The sequence below is a fragment of the Saccharopolyspora ipomoeae genome (assembly GCF_029952525.1).
In the GTDB taxonomy this organism is placed as follows: domain Bacteria; phylum Actinomycetota; class Actinomycetes; order Mycobacteriales; family Pseudonocardiaceae; genus Saccharopolyspora; species Saccharopolyspora ipomoeae.
Map to the genome: position 1 here is coordinate 332,418 of NZ_JASAOF010000003.1, position 16,788 is coordinate 349,205.

Annotated in this window: 16 protein-coding genes; 6 read left to right on the top strand and 10 right to left on the bottom strand. The window is 71.0% G+C overall.

Going from position 1 to position 16,788, the window contains the following annotated elements; genetic code table 11:
* Positions 1 to 27 precede the first annotated feature (27 nt).
* A complete protein-coding gene (locus QFW96_RS08150; protein ID WP_281454939.1) occupies positions 28 to 1,017 on the bottom strand; it encodes a thiamine-phosphate kinase in 990 nt (329 codons plus the stop codon).
* A 73-nt stretch (positions 1,018 to 1,090) separates the two neighbouring features.
* Here QFW96_RS08150 and QFW96_RS08155 point away from each other — a divergent pair, with 73 nt between their 5' ends.
* Both QFW96_RS08155 and QFW96_RS08160 read left to right on the top strand, forming a co-directional pair.
* Complete coding sequence (locus QFW96_RS08155) at positions 1,091 to 1,324, top strand: Lrp/AsnC ligand binding domain-containing protein (RefSeq protein WP_281454940.1); 234 nt, start codon at positions 1,091 to 1,093, stop codon at positions 1,322 to 1,324.
* Positions 1,325 to 1,371: 47 nt separating this feature from the next.
* Positions 1,372 to 1,950 (top strand): DUF3515 domain-containing protein, encoded by a 579-nt coding sequence (locus QFW96_RS08160; protein ID WP_281454941.1) that lies wholly within the window; start codon positions 1,372 to 1,374, stop codon positions 1,948 to 1,950.
* 67 nt (positions 1,951 to 2,017) lie between these two features.
* On the opposite strand, the gene QFW96_RS08165 is transcribed toward QFW96_RS08160, so the two are convergent.
* Positions 2,018 to 3,109, bottom strand: a complete 1,092-nt coding sequence (locus QFW96_RS08165) for a D-alanine--D-alanine ligase family protein (RefSeq protein ID WP_281454942.1) — start codon at positions 3,107 to 3,109, stop codon at positions 2,018 to 2,020.
* A gap of 70 nt (positions 3,110 to 3,179) precedes the next feature.
* Positions 3,180 to 4,595, bottom strand: coding sequence for a MocR-like pyridoxine biosynthesis transcription factor PdxR (gene pdxR / locus QFW96_RS08170; protein WP_281454943.1), 1,416 nt, complete (start codon positions 4,593 to 4,595; stop codon positions 3,180 to 3,182).
* A gap of 60 nt (positions 4,596 to 4,655) precedes the next feature.
* Between pdxR and QFW96_RS08175 the strand changes: the two genes are divergently transcribed.
* Entirely contained in the window at positions 4,656 to 5,300 is a 645-nt protein-coding gene (locus QFW96_RS08175; RefSeq protein WP_281454944.1) for a pyridoxamine 5'-phosphate oxidase family protein, read from the top strand.
* Here QFW96_RS08175 and QFW96_RS08180 read toward each other — a convergent pair whose 3' ends face one another.
* The 4 genes from QFW96_RS08180 to QFW96_RS08195 all read right to left on the bottom strand — a co-directional run bounded on the left by QFW96_RS08180 (position 5,301) and on the right by QFW96_RS08195 (position 9,010).
* Positions 5,301 to 5,738, bottom strand: a complete 438-nt coding sequence (locus QFW96_RS08180; protein WP_281454945.1) for a cysteine dioxygenase — start codon at positions 5,736 to 5,738, stop codon at positions 5,301 to 5,303. It lies immediately after the preceding gene.
* Positions 5,739 to 6,143: 405 nt separating this feature from the next.
* The gene (locus QFW96_RS08185) at positions 6,144 to 7,250 is read right to left on the bottom strand and encodes a cystathionine gamma-lyase (protein WP_281454946.1); all 1,107 of its coding nucleotides are present in this window, start codon (positions 7,248 to 7,250) and stop codon (positions 6,144 to 6,146) included.
* Between the two features lie 46 nt (positions 7,251 to 7,296).
* The gene (locus QFW96_RS08190) at positions 7,297 to 8,304 is read right to left on the bottom strand and encodes an NAD(P)H-dependent glycerol-3-phosphate dehydrogenase (protein WP_281454947.1); all 1,008 of its coding nucleotides are present in this window, start codon (positions 8,302 to 8,304) and stop codon (positions 7,297 to 7,299) included.
* Complete coding sequence (locus QFW96_RS08195) at positions 8,291 to 9,010, bottom strand: lysophospholipid acyltransferase family protein (RefSeq protein WP_281454948.1); 720 nt, start codon at positions 9,008 to 9,010, stop codon at positions 8,291 to 8,293. The genes QFW96_RS08190 and QFW96_RS08195 overlap by 14 nt, the downstream gene beginning before the upstream one ends.
* A gap of 181 nt (positions 9,011 to 9,191) precedes the next feature.
* On the opposite strand from QFW96_RS08195, the gene cofC reads away from it, so the two are divergent.
* From cofC to QFW96_RS08210, 3 genes are all read left to right on the top strand, one after another.
* Complete coding sequence (gene cofC, locus QFW96_RS08200; protein ID WP_281454949.1) at positions 9,192 to 9,836, top strand: 2-phospho-L-lactate guanylyltransferase; 645 nt, start codon at positions 9,192 to 9,194, stop codon at positions 9,834 to 9,836.
* 209 nt (positions 9,837 to 10,045) lie between these two features.
* Entirely contained in the window at positions 10,046 to 12,415 is a 2,370-nt protein-coding gene (locus tag QFW96_RS08205) for an RNA degradosome polyphosphate kinase (protein ID WP_281454950.1), read from the top strand.
* A gap of 106 nt (positions 12,416 to 12,521) precedes the next feature.
* Positions 12,522 to 13,496: an NUDIX hydrolase gene (locus QFW96_RS08210; protein ID WP_281455171.1), complete on the top strand. Its 975-nt coding sequence runs from the start codon at positions 12,522 to 12,524 to the stop codon at positions 13,494 to 13,496.
* A 263-nt stretch (positions 13,497 to 13,759) separates the two neighbouring features.
* Here the strand turns inward: QFW96_RS08210 and QFW96_RS08215 are convergent, their stop codons facing one another.
* The 3 genes from QFW96_RS08215 to leuC form a co-directional block, all read right to left on the bottom strand.
* Positions 13,760 to 14,467 (bottom strand): HU family DNA-binding protein, encoded by a 708-nt coding sequence (locus QFW96_RS08215; RefSeq protein WP_281454951.1) that lies wholly within the window; start codon positions 14,465 to 14,467, stop codon positions 13,760 to 13,762.
* 231 nt (positions 14,468 to 14,698) lie between these two features.
* Positions 14,699 to 15,301 (bottom strand): 3-isopropylmalate dehydratase small subunit, encoded by a 603-nt coding sequence (gene leuD / locus QFW96_RS08220; protein WP_281454952.1) that lies wholly within the window; start codon positions 15,299 to 15,301, stop codon positions 14,699 to 14,701.
* Between the two features lie 26 nt (positions 15,302 to 15,327).
* Positions 15,328 to 16,731: a 3-isopropylmalate dehydratase large subunit gene (gene leuC, locus QFW96_RS08225; protein WP_281454953.1), complete on the bottom strand. Its 1,404-nt coding sequence runs from the start codon at positions 16,729 to 16,731 to the stop codon at positions 15,328 to 15,330.
* Between the last annotated feature and the right edge of the window lie 57 nt (positions 16,732 to 16,788).

The window sequence follows — 16,788 nt, forward strand, 5'->3', positions numbered from 1 at the left end:
GATCTCATCCGGGGGCGTTCTCCACGCTCAGCGCCAGTGCTCCCAGCCGGTGGGGCCGACGTAGGGGTTGCCGTCGATGGTCACGCCCGTTCCCTCGGTCACGACGCCGATCTCGCGGAAGTCCGGCGGCAGCGGGCGGTTGGCGGGGAACGTCGCGATCAGGGCCTGGTCCTCACCGCCGGTGAGCACCCAGTGGCGGGCGTCGGCGCCGAGCGCGGAGGCGACCTCGGTGAGCCGCTGCGGCACCTCCACCTGCTCCATGCGCAGGTCGACGGCGACGCCGGAGGCGGTGGCGATGTGGCCGAGGTCGGCCAGCAGCCCGTCGGAGGTGTCCACCATGGACGTCGCGCCCGCGACGGCGGCCTGCGGGCCGGCGCCGTAGGGCGGTTCGGGCACGCGGTGCGCGCCGACGACGGCAACCGGGGAGCGGAAACCGCGCCCCAGCACGGCTAAGCCGGCCGCCGACCAGCCGAGCCTGCCGGCGACCGCGACGACGTCGCCCGGTCGGGCACCCGAGCGGGTGACGGGTTCCCTGCCCTGCAGATCACCTAGGGCTGTGATCGAGATCGTCAGTGACGGCGACGACACCATGTCACCGCCGACGATCCCGATCCCGGCCTGCTGTGCCTCTTCCCACAGGCCGTCGGACAGCTCGTCGACGACCGCCGCCGGGGTGTCCGGCGGACATCCGAGGCCGACCAGCACTCCGGTGGGCACCGCGCCCATCGCGTTGATGTCGGAGAGGTTCACGGCGACCGCCTTGCGGCCCACCTGGTGCGGCGTCGACCAGTCGAAACGGAAGTGGACCTGTTCCACCAGCACATCGGTGCTGGCCACCACGCGACCGTCGGGAGCGGCGAGCACCGCGGCGTCATCGCCGGGGCCGAGCAGCGTGCCCGGTGACTGCTGACGGCCGGCCGTCACTCGATCGATGAGATCGAACTCACCCACCTGGGAAATGGTCTGTGGTTCCTGGGACGAGTCAGGACCCAACTGGGACCTTCCTTCCTTGAGCATCAGCTCGGTCAGATGGGGTAGCTTTCTGCCAGTTTCCTACCCCGAGCACATGGGCTAGACGAAGGGGCACGCCGTGGTTCAGGCATACATCCTCATCCAGACCGAGGTCGGCAAGGCAGCCGCCGTCGCGGGCGAGATCTCCGGGTCAGCCGGCGTCATCAGCGCCGAGGACGTCACCGGTCCCTACGACGTCATCGTGCGCGCCGAGGCCGAGAACGTCGACCTCCTCGGCAAGATGGTCGTCGCGAAGATCCAGAACGTCGAGGGCATCACGCGGACGCTGACCTGTCCGGTGGTTCACCTCTGAGCTGACCCCATCGCGGTCGGTGCGCGGCGTGGTGCTGTAGTGGGAACGTGGTTGAGCACGAGGGTTCCGGCGTCCCCAAGCCGGTTTTGATCGTCGCGATCGCGCTCGGCGTGCTGCTCGCGGTCGGCGTGGCCGGTGTCGGCGTCTACGGCTGGTACGGCGAGCACCGGGCGCGGGAAGAGGCCGAGGCCGCTCAGGCCGCCCGCCGCACCGGCCCGCTGGCGGCCGCACCGATCCCGGCGCCGCGGGCCGAGTCACCGGAGTGCGCCTCGGTGATGTCCGCGCTGCCCGCCGAGCTGATGGTCGGCGGAGCCCCGGTGCCGCGCAGGCCCCTGGCCCAGCCCGCCCCGGCCGCGACGGTGGCGTGGGGCGACGCCGAGCACGACCCGATCACGGTGCGCTGCGGCATCGACGCCCCCGCCGAGCTCACCCCGACGTCGCAGCTCATGGACGTCTCCGGGGTCAGCTGGCTGGAGATCAACCAGGGCGGCGACTCCTCCTGGCTCGCCGTGGACCGCCCGGTCTACGTGGCGCTGAGCGCCCCCGCCGACACCGGCACGGGCCCCCTCCAGGACCTCTCCAAGCTCATCGGCACCAAGCTCCCGAAACAGCCCGTCTTCCCCTGACCCGGTGTCCCACGATCGAAAACCCCGGTTTTCGTCGCGTGAAAACCGGGGTTTTCGACAGGAGGGGTCAGCGGAGGCCGGTGCCCCGGGCTTGGGCCGTGTCGATCAGGGTGGTCAGCAGGGTGGGGTAATCGATGCCGCTGTGAGCCCACATGCGCGGGTAGAGCGAGATCGGGGTGAAGCCCGGCATCGTGTTGACCTCGTTGATGATCAGCGTGCCCTCGTCGGAGAGGAAGAAGTCCACGCGGGCCAGGCCCTGGCACTCCAGGGCGGCGAAGGCGCGGACGGCCATGTCGCGCAGCTGCGCGGTGTGCTCGTCGCTGATCTTGGCGGGCAGGTCGAACTCGGTGACGTCGTCGAGGTACTTCGACTCGTAGTCGTACCAGTCGGTCTCACCGGTGACGCGCAGCTCGGCGGGCTGCGAGGCCTCGACGCGGCCGTCGGGGAACTCCAGGACGCCGCACTCGATCTCGCGGCCGCTCACCCCGGTCTCGATGATGACCTTCGGGTCGGTCTTGCGGGCTTCGGCGATCGCGGCGTCCAGCTCGGACCAGTCACCGACCTTGGTGATGCCCAGCGACGAACCGGCGCGGGCGGGCTTGACGAACACCGGCAGCGTCAGCCGCTCGCGCTGCTCATCGGTCAGCGTCCGCTGGCCGCGCCGCAGCACCTCGTAGGTGCCGACCTCGATGCCCTCGGCCGCCAGCAGCTTCTTGGTGTACTCCTTGTCCATCGACACCGCGCTGGAGAGCACGCCCGGGCCCACGTAGGGCACGTCGGCCATCTCCAGCAGGCCCTGGATGGTGCCGTCCTCGCCGAAAGCGCCGTGCAGCACCGGGAAGACGACGTCGACGCCGGAGAGCACCTCGCCGCCCTTCTCGGGTTCGAGCAGGACCAGCTCCTGGCGCGTCGGGTCGCCCGGCAGGGCCAGCGCGGTGCCGGAGACGACCTCGGGTTCCTTGCGGTCGCGGATCTCCAGCTGCTTCGGGTCGTCGGTGCCGAGCACCCAGGCGCCTTCCTGGGTGATGCCCACCGGCACGATCTCGAAACGGTCCTGGTCCAGGTGGGCGAGAACGCTGCCACCGGAGACGCAGGAGATGCCGTGCTCGGTGCTGCGCCCGCCGAAAACGACGGCCACCCGGGTCTTGCGCGAAGTCATGCGCCGGACCATACCCCGCGTGCGCTCAGGTCGTTTTACGAAGCCCTCCCGCTGACGACACGATGCGGTATCAGGGCGTTCCGCGGCACAACCGGGCCACGATCGGCAGGGCCGATCGGAGCTCATCGCGACTGCAGGCGGCGTAGCCGAGGACCAGTCCGCACCAGCGCTGCGGTCCGTCGTGGTGCCGTCGCAGCCCGTCGAGGACCAGCCCCTCCTCCGCGCCGTCGTCGAGGACGCGCCGCTCGGTGCCGGCGTCGGGCAGCGGCAGCACGACGTGCGCGCCCGCGCGGTCGCCGAACACCTCGACGCCCTCGGCCGCGAGGCTCTCGACGACCAGCGCCCGGCGCTGCGACAGCTCGCGGCGCAACCGCCTCAGGTGCCGGCCGAGGTCGCCGTGGCGGGCGAACTCGACCAGCACGCGCTGGCCCGCCAGCGCCGGTCCCTGGCCGATGCGCTCGCGGTGCCGCTGCACGGCGGTGGTGATCGGCTCGGCGGCCAGCATCCAGCCGACGCCGAGCGTGGGAGTGAGGATCTTGCTGGTCGTGCCCAGGTGCACCACGACGTCGGGGGCCATCGACGCCAGCACCGGCAGCGGGGCGACGTCGTAGCGCAGCTCGCCGTCGTAGTCGTCCTCGACGATCAGCCACCCCTCGTCGCGGGCGCGCTCGATGAGCGCGATGCGGCGCTCGGCGGGCAGCCTGCCGCCGATCGGGAACTGGTGCGCCGGTGAGCAGTAGACGGCCGCGATCCCGCCGGGGATGTCGTCGACGACGAGCCCGGAGTGGTCGACGGGCGCGGGCACGACCTCCACGCCCGCGGCCTTGAGGGCACCGACCGCGCGCTGGTAGCCGGGTTCCTCGACGGCGACCTTCGCGCCGCGCGGCAGCACGGCGGCGGCGAGTTCGCCGAGCGCGGTGCTGGTGCCGCCGGTGGCCAGCACGTTCTCGGCGGTCCAGCCGCCGACGACCAGACCCCGGTGCCGCAGCAGGTGTTCCACGACGGCCTCGCGGTAGCTGAGCAGCCCCGCCCGCTGCGGTCGCAGGTCGGGGGCGGTGTCGGCGGCGGCGCGCCACGCCCGGCGCCACGCGGCGCGGTCGATCCCGTCCGCCCACGGGACCCCGGCGAACAGCTGCACCATCGGGCGTTCGGCGTGCTTGCGCTCCAGCACCGGCGGCGCGACGGCGTCGCTGCGGGCACCGGGCGGGCTGGTGGTGACGAAGGTGCCCGATCCGCGCCGTCCGACGATCCAGCCCTCGGCGTGCAGCTGCTCGTAGGCGGCGGCGGTGACGGTGCGGCTCACCGACAGGTGCCGGGCCAGGGCGCGCGTGGACGGCAGCCGGTCGCCGCCGCGCAGCTGGCCGATCGTGGCCGCGTGCCGCAGGGCGTCGGCGAGCTGGACCGCGAGCGGCAGATCACCGTCCCGGTGCAGGTCGATGGCCAGCTCCAGCAGCGGGGAGCTCGCCGCGGGCACGTCATGTGGCATTCTGGAATTCTCGCAGATTGGCACTTCGATGAGGCCACTTGTCCGGGTGATGCTGGCGACGTGACTACGCAGCTCTCCCCCACGGAACGCTCCACCGTCCGCCGCGGCGCCCACCGGGCCAGCACCGACCGCGCCGACCTGCACGCCACCCTCGACGCCGGGCTGATCTGCCACCTGGCGATGGTCGTCGACGGTTCCCCGCGCGTGCTGCCCACCGGCTACGGGCGCCACGACGACACCCTCTACCTGCACGGATCGAGCGGGGCCCGCAGCCTGCGGGAGGCCGATGAGGTGTGCGCGTCGGTGACCGTCGTGGACGGCGTCGTGTACTCGCGGGCGATGATGCACCACTCGATGAACTACCGGTCGGCGGTGATCCACGGCCGCGCCCGGCGCGTCACCGACCCCGGCGAGCGCTGGGAGGCGCTGCGGGTGATCACCGAGCACCTCGCCCCCGGTTCCTGGGACCACGCGCGGCAGCCGAACAAGAAGGAGCTCGCCGCCACCGCCGTGATCGCCCTCGACCTCGGCGAGTCCTCGGTGAAGATCCGCGCCGGAGGCCCCGGCGACGACGCCGAGGACGTCGAGGCGAACGCGGCGTGGGCCGGGGTCCTGCCGCTGCACCGGACCTGGGGCGAGCCGGTGCCTGCGGCCGACCTCGTCACCGACCTGCCCGTCCCCGAGCACGTGCTGCGCCGGAGCTGATCAGCCCCGGATCGTGCGGTTGGCGCGCTGCGGCCGGTAGACGTGGATCGTCACCGCCGGATCGACGCCGAGGTTGCTGACCTGGTGGGCGTAGTGCGGGCCGAACACCCGCGACTGGCCCGCGCTCAGCGAGTGCAGCACCTCCGCGTCTCCGGCGCGGGCGACCCGCTCGGTCAGAACCCCTTGCACGACGGTGAAAGCACCGGTGGCGCCGCCGTGATCGTGCAGATCGGTGCGCTGGCCGGGCAGCCAGCTCAGCAGCCACGCCTCGTAGGCGTCGGTGCGGGCGAGCAGCCCGGCCCAGCGCTCATCGGCGTCGTAGCGCAGCAGGTGCGCCCAGGACGCGCGGTCGGCGGCGAACTCTCGGGCGATGCGGGCCGGGTGCGCGATGGTCAGGTCGGCAGGCGCGGCCACGGTGTTGGGCGGAACGGCGAACACGGTTGTGGTCCTTCGGAGATCGTGAACGAACCCCGGGGCGCAGGCGCGCGAGGACGCCGCGATCAACCCGGGAACTGGATGAGATCGATCAACACGAAGAACACGAACACAGCGCGCTGGCGACGCGGTGCAGGTCGATGTGACCCCGTCGGCCGGTGATTGCGCGCTTCAACACGCCCAGCACTCAACCAGTCCCCCACCCTGCCGTCAACCAACTCCCCACCGCACCCCCACACCCAGCGACCCACTTCACACCCGACGGAGTGAGGGTGACCCGATTACGGCGGTTTCCGGGCCCCGATTACGGCGGTAATCCGTCCACAACCCGGATTACCGCCGTATTCGGTTGACGGATTACCGCCGTAATCGGGTCACCCCGAGCCGGAGGCGAGGGGACGGGTGGAGTCAGGAGAGGGCTTGGAGGACGTCTTGGACGAGGTCTTGGGGGTCTTCGCAGCCCGCTGAGAAGCGGAGGAAGCCCTCGGGGACCTGGTCGCCCCACTGGGCTCGGCGGTCCGCTGTGGAGTGGAGGCCGCCGAAGCTGGTGGCCGCGACGACGAGGCGGGACTTGGCGATGAACGCCTGCACCGCCTCGGCGTCGGCGAGTTCGAAGCGGAAGACGCCGCCGAATCGCCGCATCTGCTTGCTCGCCAGCTCGTGCGCCGGGTCCTGGGACCAGCCCGGCCAGCGCAGACCGCTCACCGCCGGGTGTCCCGAGAGGGCCTCGACCAGGGCGGCGGCGTTCTCGGCCTGCCGGGAGAGGCGCAGGTCGAGGGTGCCCATGCTGCGGTGCGCCAGCCACGTCTCGAACGGGCCCGGGATCGCGCCGGACAGCGACCGGGCGCGCACCAGCCGGTCGGCGAGCTCGTCGTCGCGGACCGAGACGTGCCCCAGCAGGATGTCGCTGTGCCCCGCCAGCGCCTTGGTGTCGCTGGCGATCACGATGTCCGCGCCCAGCTCCAGCGGGCGCTGCCCCAGCGGCGTCGCCGTGGTGTTGTCGACCGCCAGCAGCGCGCCCGCGGCGTGGGCGCGCTCGGCGAGCTCGGCGATGTCGCAGACGTCGCCGCCCGGGTTGGACGGGGTTTCCAGCAGCACCAGCCGGGCGCCGTCGAAGACGTCGTCGGTCCACGGCCCCGGCGTGGGGATCTCGCGCACGTCCAGGTCCAGCTCGCCCATCTCGTCGGCGACGAACTGGCGGGACGCGTAGTAGCCGTCCGAGGGCAGGACCAGCTTGTCGCCGGTGCGCAGCACCGAGCGCAGCAGCGTGCTGATCGCCGCCATGCCCGAGGGCAGCAGCACGCAGCGCCCGCCGTCGAGCTCGCCGATCGCCGACTCCAGCGCTCGCCAGGTGGGGTTGCCCGCGCGGCCGTAGAAGTCACCGCTCGGTCCGGACTCGCCCAGGTGGTACGGCGCGGCGAACACCGGCCCCGGCAGCAGCGGAGTTCCCGCCTCGGGCTCCGGGTGCCCGCCGTGCACGACGCGCGTCCCGTCGCCGAAATCCCCAAGATTCACTGTGGTCACTCCCGCACTCGCGATCGACGCGAGCGCGGCGACCGGATCATTCGGCCTTGCGCTCGCGTCCCAGCAGCTCCGCCGTGGCCGGGCCCGGCTCCAGCCCCTCGTGGCACACCCGGTGCACCACGTCGGTGATGGGCATCTCCACGCCGTGCCGGTCGGCCAGCTGGCGGATCGAGGAGCAGGATTTCACGCCCTCCGACACCTGGCCGTGGGCGGCCTCCTGCGCTTGGGCCAGCGTCTCTCCCCTGCCCAGCCGTTCGCCGAAGGTCCGGTTGCGGGACAGCGGCGACGAGCACGTCGCCACCAGGTCGCCCAGACCGGCCAGGCCGGCGAAGGTCATCGGGTCGGCGCCCAGCGCCACCCCGAGCCGCGTCGTCTCGGCCAGCCCCCGGGTGATCAGCGACGACATCGTGTTGTGCCCGAACCCGAGCCCCGCCGCGATGCCGCAGGCCAGGGCGATGACGTTCTTGCAGGCGCCCGAGATCTCGATGCCGACCATGTCGGTGTTGGTGTAGGGCCGGAAGTACGGCGTGAAGCAGGCCTTCTGCAGCGCCACCGCCCGCTCCTCGTCCGGGCAGGCCACGACCGTCGCGGTCGGCTGACCGGCGGCGATCTCCTTGGCCAGGTTCGGCCCGGACACCACGGCGACCTGCTGCATCGGCACGTCGGCGACCTCGCCGACGACCTGGCTCATCCGCTTGAGCGTGCTCAGTTCCACGCCCTTGGCCAGGCTCACCAGCGTCGCCTCCGCCGGCAGCAGCGGCTGCCAGCCCGCGAGGTTCTCGCGCAGCGTCTGGCTCGGCACCGCCAGCACCACGAACTCCGCGGCGTGCACGGCCTCCGCCGCGTCGTCGGTGGCGCGCAGCCGCTCCGGCAGCTCGATGCCCGGCAGGTAGGAACCGTTGCGCCGGGTCTCGTTGATCTCCTGCGCCACCTGCGGGCGCCGGGCCCACAGCGCGACGTCGTTGCCCGCGTCGGCCAGCACCTTCGCGAACGTCGTCCCCCAGGATCCGGCGCCCAGCACCGCGATCCGCTCAGGCTGCGCCATCGGTTCCCTTCTTCTTCTTGCGGGCGGGGGCGTAGAACTCGGTGGGCGGCTGCTCCTCGCGGATCTCGCCGAGCAGGTCGCGGACCCGGCTCATCACGAGGTTCGTGACCTCGCGGATCGTCTCCACGTCCGGGTCGCCGCCGCGGTAGGCCGACAGGTCCAGCGGTTCGCCGAAGACGTAGTTCACCGTCTTGCGCGGGAAGGGCCGGAACTTCTTGTTGTAGTGGTCGTAGAGCTCGCGGGTGCCGTAGCGGGCGGCCGGGATCACCGGGATGTCGTTGGCCAGCGCCAACCGGGCCACTCCGACCTTCGGCGTCATCGGCCAGCCGTCGGGGTCCTTGGTGATGGTGCCGTCCGGGTAGATCACCAGGACCTTGCCGTTCTCCAGCCCCGCGTGCGCGTCGCGCAGGCTCTTCTGCGCGTCCGCGGTGCCCCGGTAGACCGGGATCTGCTCGACGCCGACCAGCACGTTCTTGAGCACCGGCACGTTCCACAGGCTGTTCTTGGCCATGAACCGCGGCACCCGGGCCGCGCGGTGCACGGTGACCGCGTCGAAGATCGGGTCGAGGTGGGAGACGTGGTTGAGCACGATCAGCGCGCCGCCCTCGGCCGGGATGTGGTGCACCCCGCGCACCCGGACGCGCGCCAGCAGGCAGGTCAGCGGGTAGAACACCCAGCGGGCCAGGCCCAGCCAGAAGATGCCCATCCCGTGTGCCTTCTCGCTGGTCGTCCTCCGCCGGCGTCGGAGGTTCCTCGGTTCCACCACGGCCATTCCTCCAAGTCTCGAGCGCCCGTCAAATTACCCGGCACGGGGCACCGGCTCGTCAACCAGGCGGCAGTTGACCGGCCCGCCACCGCATCGGCGGACGTTGACGCAAGATGGACCCGTGACCGCCGCCGACACGCCCGACAGCACCGGGGTGCACCTGCTCGTCCCGCTCAAGCCCCTGAACCGCGCCAAGTCCCGGCTGCTGGCCGGGCGCGGACCCGCCGGGCACGCCGAGCTGGTCACCGCGATGGCGTTGGACACCGTCGCCGCCGCCCGCCGCGCCCGCGGGGTCGCCGGGGTCGTGGTGGTCTCCTCCGATCGCGCGCTGACAGAGTCCTTCACCGCGCTCGGCGTCGAGGTCCTGCCCGACGAACCGGCCGACGGCCTCAACGCCGCGCTGCGCCACGGCGACGAGGTGCTGCGCGCTCGCGGCGCGTTCCGCGTCGGCGCGCTGCAGGCCGACCTGCCCGCGCTGCGCTCCGGCGAACTCGGGTGGGCGCTGCGCGCGGCGGGAACCGATCGCTCGTTCTGCCCCGACCTGCCCGGCGACGGCACGACGCTGCTGCTGGCCGAACCCGGCCTGCCGCTGGACCCGCGCTTCGGCCCCGGCTCCGCCGAGGCCCACTCCGAGTCGGGCGCGAAAACCCTGCTCGGCCCGTGGGAGTCGCTGCGCCGCGACGTCGACACCGAAGCCGACCTGACCTCGGCGAAGACCACCGGCCTCGGCCCCCGCACCCGCGCCCGGGTCGCGTCGGCGGAGTGAGCGAAAGGTTCCCACGCACCGCTCGCGACGGTGGTGACACGAAGGTTCCCCTCCTCGCGCCGACCGCGTGAAGCGTCCCCTCCGGAGGCCCGGCGTGACAGGAAGGTTCCCTCGTGCACGTCACGCACGGTGCGGCTGTGCTCAGACGAACATCGCGTGAACGTCCGCGGCGGTCGATCTGAAACGGTTTTTTGAGTGACAATGGGTCGGTGAGCACGAACAGCAGCGACCCGTCGCCGAAGCGGCCCGCCAAGCGCACCTCGTCGTCCAGCGGCAAGGCGTCGTCCAGCGGCAAGGCGTCGTCCAGCGGCAAGGCCTCCACCGGGAAGACGTCCAGCGGGAGGGCCTCCTCCGCCAGGAGGTCCAACGGCGGGGCGGCCAACGGCAAGGCCGCGAACCGCGCGCCGCGTCCTGCTCGCCGCGCCGCCGGCTCCGACACCGCGCCGCCTCCGCCGGCCAACGACGGCGCGCGGGTTCCCTCCGCGCCGCCGGCCGTCACCCGGGCGGCGGCGACCACCGACCTGCCGGAGGACCGCTACCTCAACCGGGAGCTGTCCTGGCTGGACTTCAACGCGCGCGTGCTCGCCTTCGCCGAGGACCGGTCGCAGCCGGTGCTGGAGCGGGCGAAGTTCATGGCGATCTTCGCCTCCAACCTGGACGAGTTCTACATGGTGCGGGTGGCCGGGCTGAAGCGCCGCGAGGAGACCGGGCTGTCGGTGCGCAGCGCGGACGGGCTCACCCCGCACGAGCAGCTGGTGCGCATCGCCGCCCGCAACCAGGACCTGATGGAGAAGCTCGGGCGCGTGTTCGTCGACGAGCTGCTGCCGGAGCTCGACGCGAGCGGCATCCGCATCCTGGACTGGTCCGAGCTCGACGCCGACGACCAGGTCAAGCTCACCCGCTACTTCGAGGACCACATCTTCCCCGTCCTCACCCCGCTGGCCGTGGACCCGGCGCACCCGTTCCCCTACATCTCCGGGCTGTCGCTGAACCTCGCGGTGACGGTGACCGATCCGGACGCCGGGCTGCGCCGCTTCGCGCGCGTGAAGGTCCCCGACAACGTGCCCCGGCTGATCCGGGTGGAGGCCGACCGCGAGAACGAGCTGGCCACCTTCCTGCCGCTGGAAGAGCTCATCGCCGCGCACCTGGGCAAGCTGTTCCCGGGAATGCGGGTCTCCGAGCACCACATCTTCCGCGTCACCCGAAACGCCGACCTGGAGGTCGAGGAGGACCGCGACGAGGACCTCCTGCAAGCGATGGAGCGGGAGCTCGCGCGCCGCCGGTTCGGGCCGCCGGTGCGGCTGGAAGTCACCGACACCATGAGCGAGAACATGCTCGAACTCCTGCTGCGCGAGCTGGAGGTCGACCAGCACGACGTGGTGGAGGTCAAGGGGCTGCTCGACCTGTCCTGCCTGTTCCAGCTCGACAAGCTGCAGCGCCCGGACCTGAAGAACTCGCCGTTCGTGCCCGCCACGCACCCCGCGTTCGCCGAGGGCCAGACGCCCAAGAGCATCTTCTCCACGCTGCGCGAGGGCGACGTGCTGGTGCACCACCCCTACGACTCGTTCTCCACCTCGGTGCAGCGCTTCATCGAGCAGGCCGCCGCCGACCCGCACGTGCTGGCCATCAAGCAGACCCTCTACCGCACCTCCGGCGACTCGCCGATCGTGAACGCCCTCATCGACGCCGCCGAAGCGGGCAAGCAGGTGGTGGCGCTGGTGGAGCTCAAGGCGCGGTTCGACGAGCAGGCCAACATCCAGTGGGCGCGCACCCTGGAGCGCGCGGGCGTGCACGTCGTCTACGGCCTGGTCGGCTTGAAGACGCACTGCAAGACCTCGCTCGTGGTGCGCCAGGAGGGTTCGACGATTCGCCGCTACTGCCACCTGGGCACCGGCAACTACAACCCGAAGACCGCCCGCATCTACGAGGACCTGGGCCTGCTGACGGCCTCGCCGGAGATCGGCGCCGACCTCACCGACCTGTTCAACGTGCTCACCGGCTACGCCCGGCACGGCGACTACCGGAGGATCCTGGTGTCGCCGCAGGGCATCCGCACCGGCATCGTCGAGCGCATCGAGGCCGAGATCGAGCGCGCCCGGCAGGGTTTGAGCTGCGGCGTGCGGATGAAGGTGAACTCGCTGGTCGACGAGCAGATCATCGACGCCCTCTACCGCGCATCGCAGGCCGGGGTGCCGGTGCAGGTCGTGGTGCGCGGCATCTGCGCGCTCAAGGCCGGTGTCGACGGGCTCAGCGACAACATCGAGGTCCGGTCCATCCTGGGGCGTTTCCTGGAGCACTCGCGGGTGTTCCACTTCGTCGGCATCGACGAGCACTGGCTGGGCAGCGCCGACATGATGCACCGCAACCTGGACCGCCGCATCGAGACCCAGGTCCGCGTCACCGACCCGAAGCTGACCGCCCAGATGGACGCGATGATGGACTCCGCGCTGCACCCCTCGACCCGCTGCTGGGTGCTCAACGCCAAGGGCGACTGGGAAGCCTCCCCGCGCAGCGGCGAACAGGTCCGCGACCACCAGACCGAAATGCTCTCCGGCCACGGCGCCAAGGTTTCCCAGTGATGCTCCGCCCAGCGGTGCGGGCAGGAGGACCTGAGCGGCTCCGCGGACTGCCGGCGACAACTCGTTCCCAGGCTCGTTGAGGAAGTAGATCGTGACCGACATCCCGGTGACCGAAGCGGTGCGCGCCGCGGGGGCCGTGCTGTGGCGCCCCGGCCCGCAGGGCCCCGAGGTGGTGCTGGTGCACCGCCCCCGCTACGACGACTGGTCGCTGCCCAAGGGAAAGCTCGACCCGGGTGAGCTCGCCGCGCACGCCGCCGTGCGCGAGGTCGCCGAGGAGACGGGGTTTTCGACCGCGCTCACCCGTCCCCTCACGCAGGTGCGCTACACGGCGCCCGCGCGCGGCGGCCGGACCGCGCCGAAGGTCGTGGACTACTTCTCCGCGCACCTGCTCGGTGGCGAGTTCACGCCCAATGACGAAGTGGACGAACTCCGCTGGCTACCGTTGAAGGAGGCGCGAGCGGAGTTGACCTATCCGCATGATGCGCGAGTGCTCGACGCATTCGCCGAGTCCCGCTCCGAAACGGCGACCGTATTGCTGGTTAGGCACGCAAAAGCGGGCAAACGATCCGAATGGTCAGGAGATGACGCTCTTCGTCCGCTCAGCGAAGCGGGGCGCCGACAACGGGACGCATTGCATTCCCTGTTGCCGTTGTTCGCGCCTTCCCGCGTCTATTCCGCGCCTCGCGTGCGCTGCGAACAAACCGTGGCCCCGGTGGCCCGCGACCGCGGAATCGACGTCGTGAGCGAACCGCTGTTCTCCGAAGAGGTCTATTCCGCCGATCCCGACGCGGGCGTGCGGGCGATGCTGGAGGTGGCCGGCCGCGGCGGCACCAGCGTGGTGTGCAGCCAGGGCGGGGTCATCCCGGATCTGGTGACGCGGCTGGCCGATTCAGCGGGTCTGCGCCTGGACGAGGTCGCTGCGCGCAAGGGCAGCGTGTGGACCCTCTCGTTCCGGCCCGGCGAAGTGGGGCCCGGCGAAGTGGAGAACGGTGAACTGGGGAACGGCGCGATCTCGGGGAACGGTCAGGCACCGAACCTGAGCCTGGCGGCGGCCGATTACCTTCCGGATCCGCAGGCATGACCGTGAAGAACCCCTGACGGGCGCTGATCGCGCCGCTGCGCAGCGCTGCGGTCGCGTCCGCCGCAGGGGTCCGGCAACGCCGTTTCCGGCGCTCTGCGCGCTTCTCAGCGCGTCAACTCGGAACGGGATGCGACCCCCGCCGCCCGCGGTGCGGCGGGTTCTCGCGCGTCCCGAGCGCTGTGAGCGGGCGGCTGCACGCCCCGAAAGACGGGGCTATGCGGCCGCCCGCCCGGTCCACCTGAGCTCGCAAGCGAGGCGAGCGGTCACTTCTTGGTGGACTTGCGCGTCGTCGTGGCCTTCTTGGTGGCCGGGCGAGTGGTCTTCGCCGTGGTCTTCGGCGCCGCCTTGGTGGTGGCCTTGGCGGTGCTGGCCCGCTTGGTGGTGGAGGCCTTCGCCGGAGTCGCCTTGGCCGTGGAGGCCTTGGTGGTGGCGCGCTTCGGGGCCGCCTTGGCGGTGCTGGCCTTGGCCGTCGAGGCCTTGGCGGTGCTCGCCTTGGTGGTGGAGGCCTTGGTGGCCTTGGCGGTCGAAGCCTTCGCGGTGGAGGCCTTCGCCGTGGTGCGGGTGGCGGTCTTGCTGGCCGCGGCACGCGTGGTGGTGGCCTTGCGAGCGGTCGTGGTCTTGCTCGCCGAGGCGGTGCGCGTGGTCACGCCGCGCGTGGTGGCCGCCTTGCCCGAGGTGGTCGCGCGCGGGAGCTTCCGCTGGCCGCCCACGACTTCCTTGAACTGGGTGCCTGCGCGGAACGCGGGAACGTTGGTCTTCTTGACCTTCACGCTCTCACCGGTGCGCGGGTTGCGCGCGACGCGAGCCGCGCGAGCGCGCTTCTCGAAAACGCCAAAACCGGTGATGTTGACCTTCTCGCCTTTGTTGACGTTGCGAACGATGATGTCGACGACGTCTTCCACGGCCTGGCTGGCGGTCTTCTTGTCTCCGAGGCGTTCTGCCAGAGCCTCGATCAGTTGGGCCTTGTTCACTTCAGTCCCTCCCAGGACACAACAACGGCCCCGTTGGGCCGACTCAATGTCAACGGTAAAGCCCCGGAACAACAAATGCCATTCGCCACGCCCCATTTTTTCCTTGGGGCGCGGGCATTCGAGTCCGGGCAACGGGGTCCGAGCAGTGCTCCGAGCGAGTCTGGAGTTGTCCCTCCCGGGACGGATTTTTCCTGCTGTGAAAGGAAAAACCCGTCCCGGGCCGGGTTGGCCTCAGCCCTGGCGGGCGGGCAGCGTGGCGGGCTTGAAACTCTGGCGCCCGCGCTCAAAAGTGTCGATCGTCTCGGCGTGGCGCAGCGTCAAACCGATGTCGTCGAGGCCTTCCAGCAGCCGCCAGCGGGTGTAGTCGTCGATGCTGAAGGGCACTGTGAGGTCCTTGGCGTGCACGGTGAGTGCTTGAAGATCCACCGTGACAGCGGTACCGGGTTCGTTCTCCAGCAGCTTCCAGAGCAGTTCCACATCGGACTGCTCGCACTGGGCGGCCAGCAGGCCCTGCTTGCCCGAGTTCCCGCGGAAGATGTCGGCGAAACGGCTGGAGATGACCACTCGGAAGCCGTAGTCCTTCAACGCCCAGACGGCGTGCTCGCGGGACGAACCGGTGCCGAAGTCGGGCCCGGCGACCAGCACGCTGCCGTTCTTGAAGGGTTCCTGATTGAGGATGAAGTCCTCGTCACCGCGCCAGGCGGCGAACAGCGCGTCCTCGAAGCCGGTGCGCGAGACCCGCTTGAGGTAGACGGCGGGGATGATCTGGTCGGTGTCCACGTTGGACCGGCGCAGCGGGACGCCGACCCCGGTGTGCGTCTTGAACGGTTCCATCGTCACTGCTCCTGGTGGTGGGGCGGTCAGTCGAGGTCTTCGGGCGAGGACAGGGTTCCGCGCACGGCGGTCGCGGCGGCGACCAGCGGGGAGACCAGGTGGGTGCGGCCGCCCTTGCCCTGCCTGCCCTCGAAGTTGCGGTTGGAGGTCGAGGCGCTGCGCTCGCCCGGGTCCAGCTGATCCGGGTTCATGCCCAGGCACATCGAACAACCGGCCGAACGCCATTCCGCTCCGGCGGAGGTGAAAACCTCGTGGAGGCCTTCGCTCTCGGCCTGCATCCGGACCTTCATCGATCCGGGCACCACGAGCATCCGGGTGTCGGCGGCGACCTTGCGGCCCTTGATGACCTCCGCGGCGGCCCGCAGGTCCTCGATGCGGCCGTTGGTGCAGGAGCCGAGGAAGACCGTGTCGACTCTGACCTCGCGCAGCGGCATGCCCGCGGTCAAGCCCATGTAGTCCAACGCCTTTTCGGCGGCGTAGCGCTCGCCCTCGTCGGCGATGGTCGCGGGGTCCGGCACGTTCTCGCCCAGCGGCAGGCCCTGACCGGGGTTGGTGCCCCAGGTGACGAACGGGGTGAGCTCGTCGGCGTTGAGCGTGACCTCGGCGTCGAAGGTCGCGTCGTCGTCGGTGCGCAGCGTCTTCCAGTACTCGACGGCGGCGTCCCACTCGGCGCCCTCGGGGGCGTGCGGACGGCCCTTGATGTACTCGAAAGTCGTTTCGTCGGGCGCGATCATGCCCGCGCGCGCACCGGCTTCGATCGACATGTTGCAGATGGTCATGCGGGATTCCATCGACAGCTGCCGCACGGCCTCGCCGCGGTACTCCAGGACGTAGCCCTGGCCGCCGCCGGTGCCGATCTTGGCGATGACGGCGAGGATGACGTCCTTGCTCGTCACGCCGGGGCGCAGCGATCCCTCGATGTTGATGGCCATCGTCTTGAACGGCCGCAGCGGCAGCGTCTGGGTGGCCAACACGTGCTCGACCTCGGACGTGCCGATGCCGAAGGCCAGCGCGCCGAACGCGCCGTGCGTGGAGGTGTGGCTGTCACCGCAGACGACGGTGGTTCCGGGCTGGGTGAGGCCGAGTTGCGGGCCGACGACGTGCACGATGCCCTGCTCGGCGTCGCCCATCGGGTGCAGCCGGATGCCGAACTCGTCGCAGTTCTTGCGCAGCGTGTCGACCTGGGTGCGCGAGACCGGGTCCGCGATCGGCAGGTCGAGCCCCACGGTGGGGACGTTGTGGTCTTCGGTGGCGATCGTCAGGTCGGGGCGCCGCACCTCGCGGCCGGCCAGCCGGAGCCCTTCGAATGCCTGCGGGCTGGTGACTTCGTGCACCAGGTGGAGATCGATGTAGAGCAGGTCGGGCTCGTGCCCTTCACCCTGGCGCACGATGTGCGCTTCCCACACCTTCTCCGCGAGCGTTTTTCCCATCACTGCTCCAGTCGAGCGCGCCGAGACCCGAGGAAGGGGCCTCTCCCACAGAGTGGA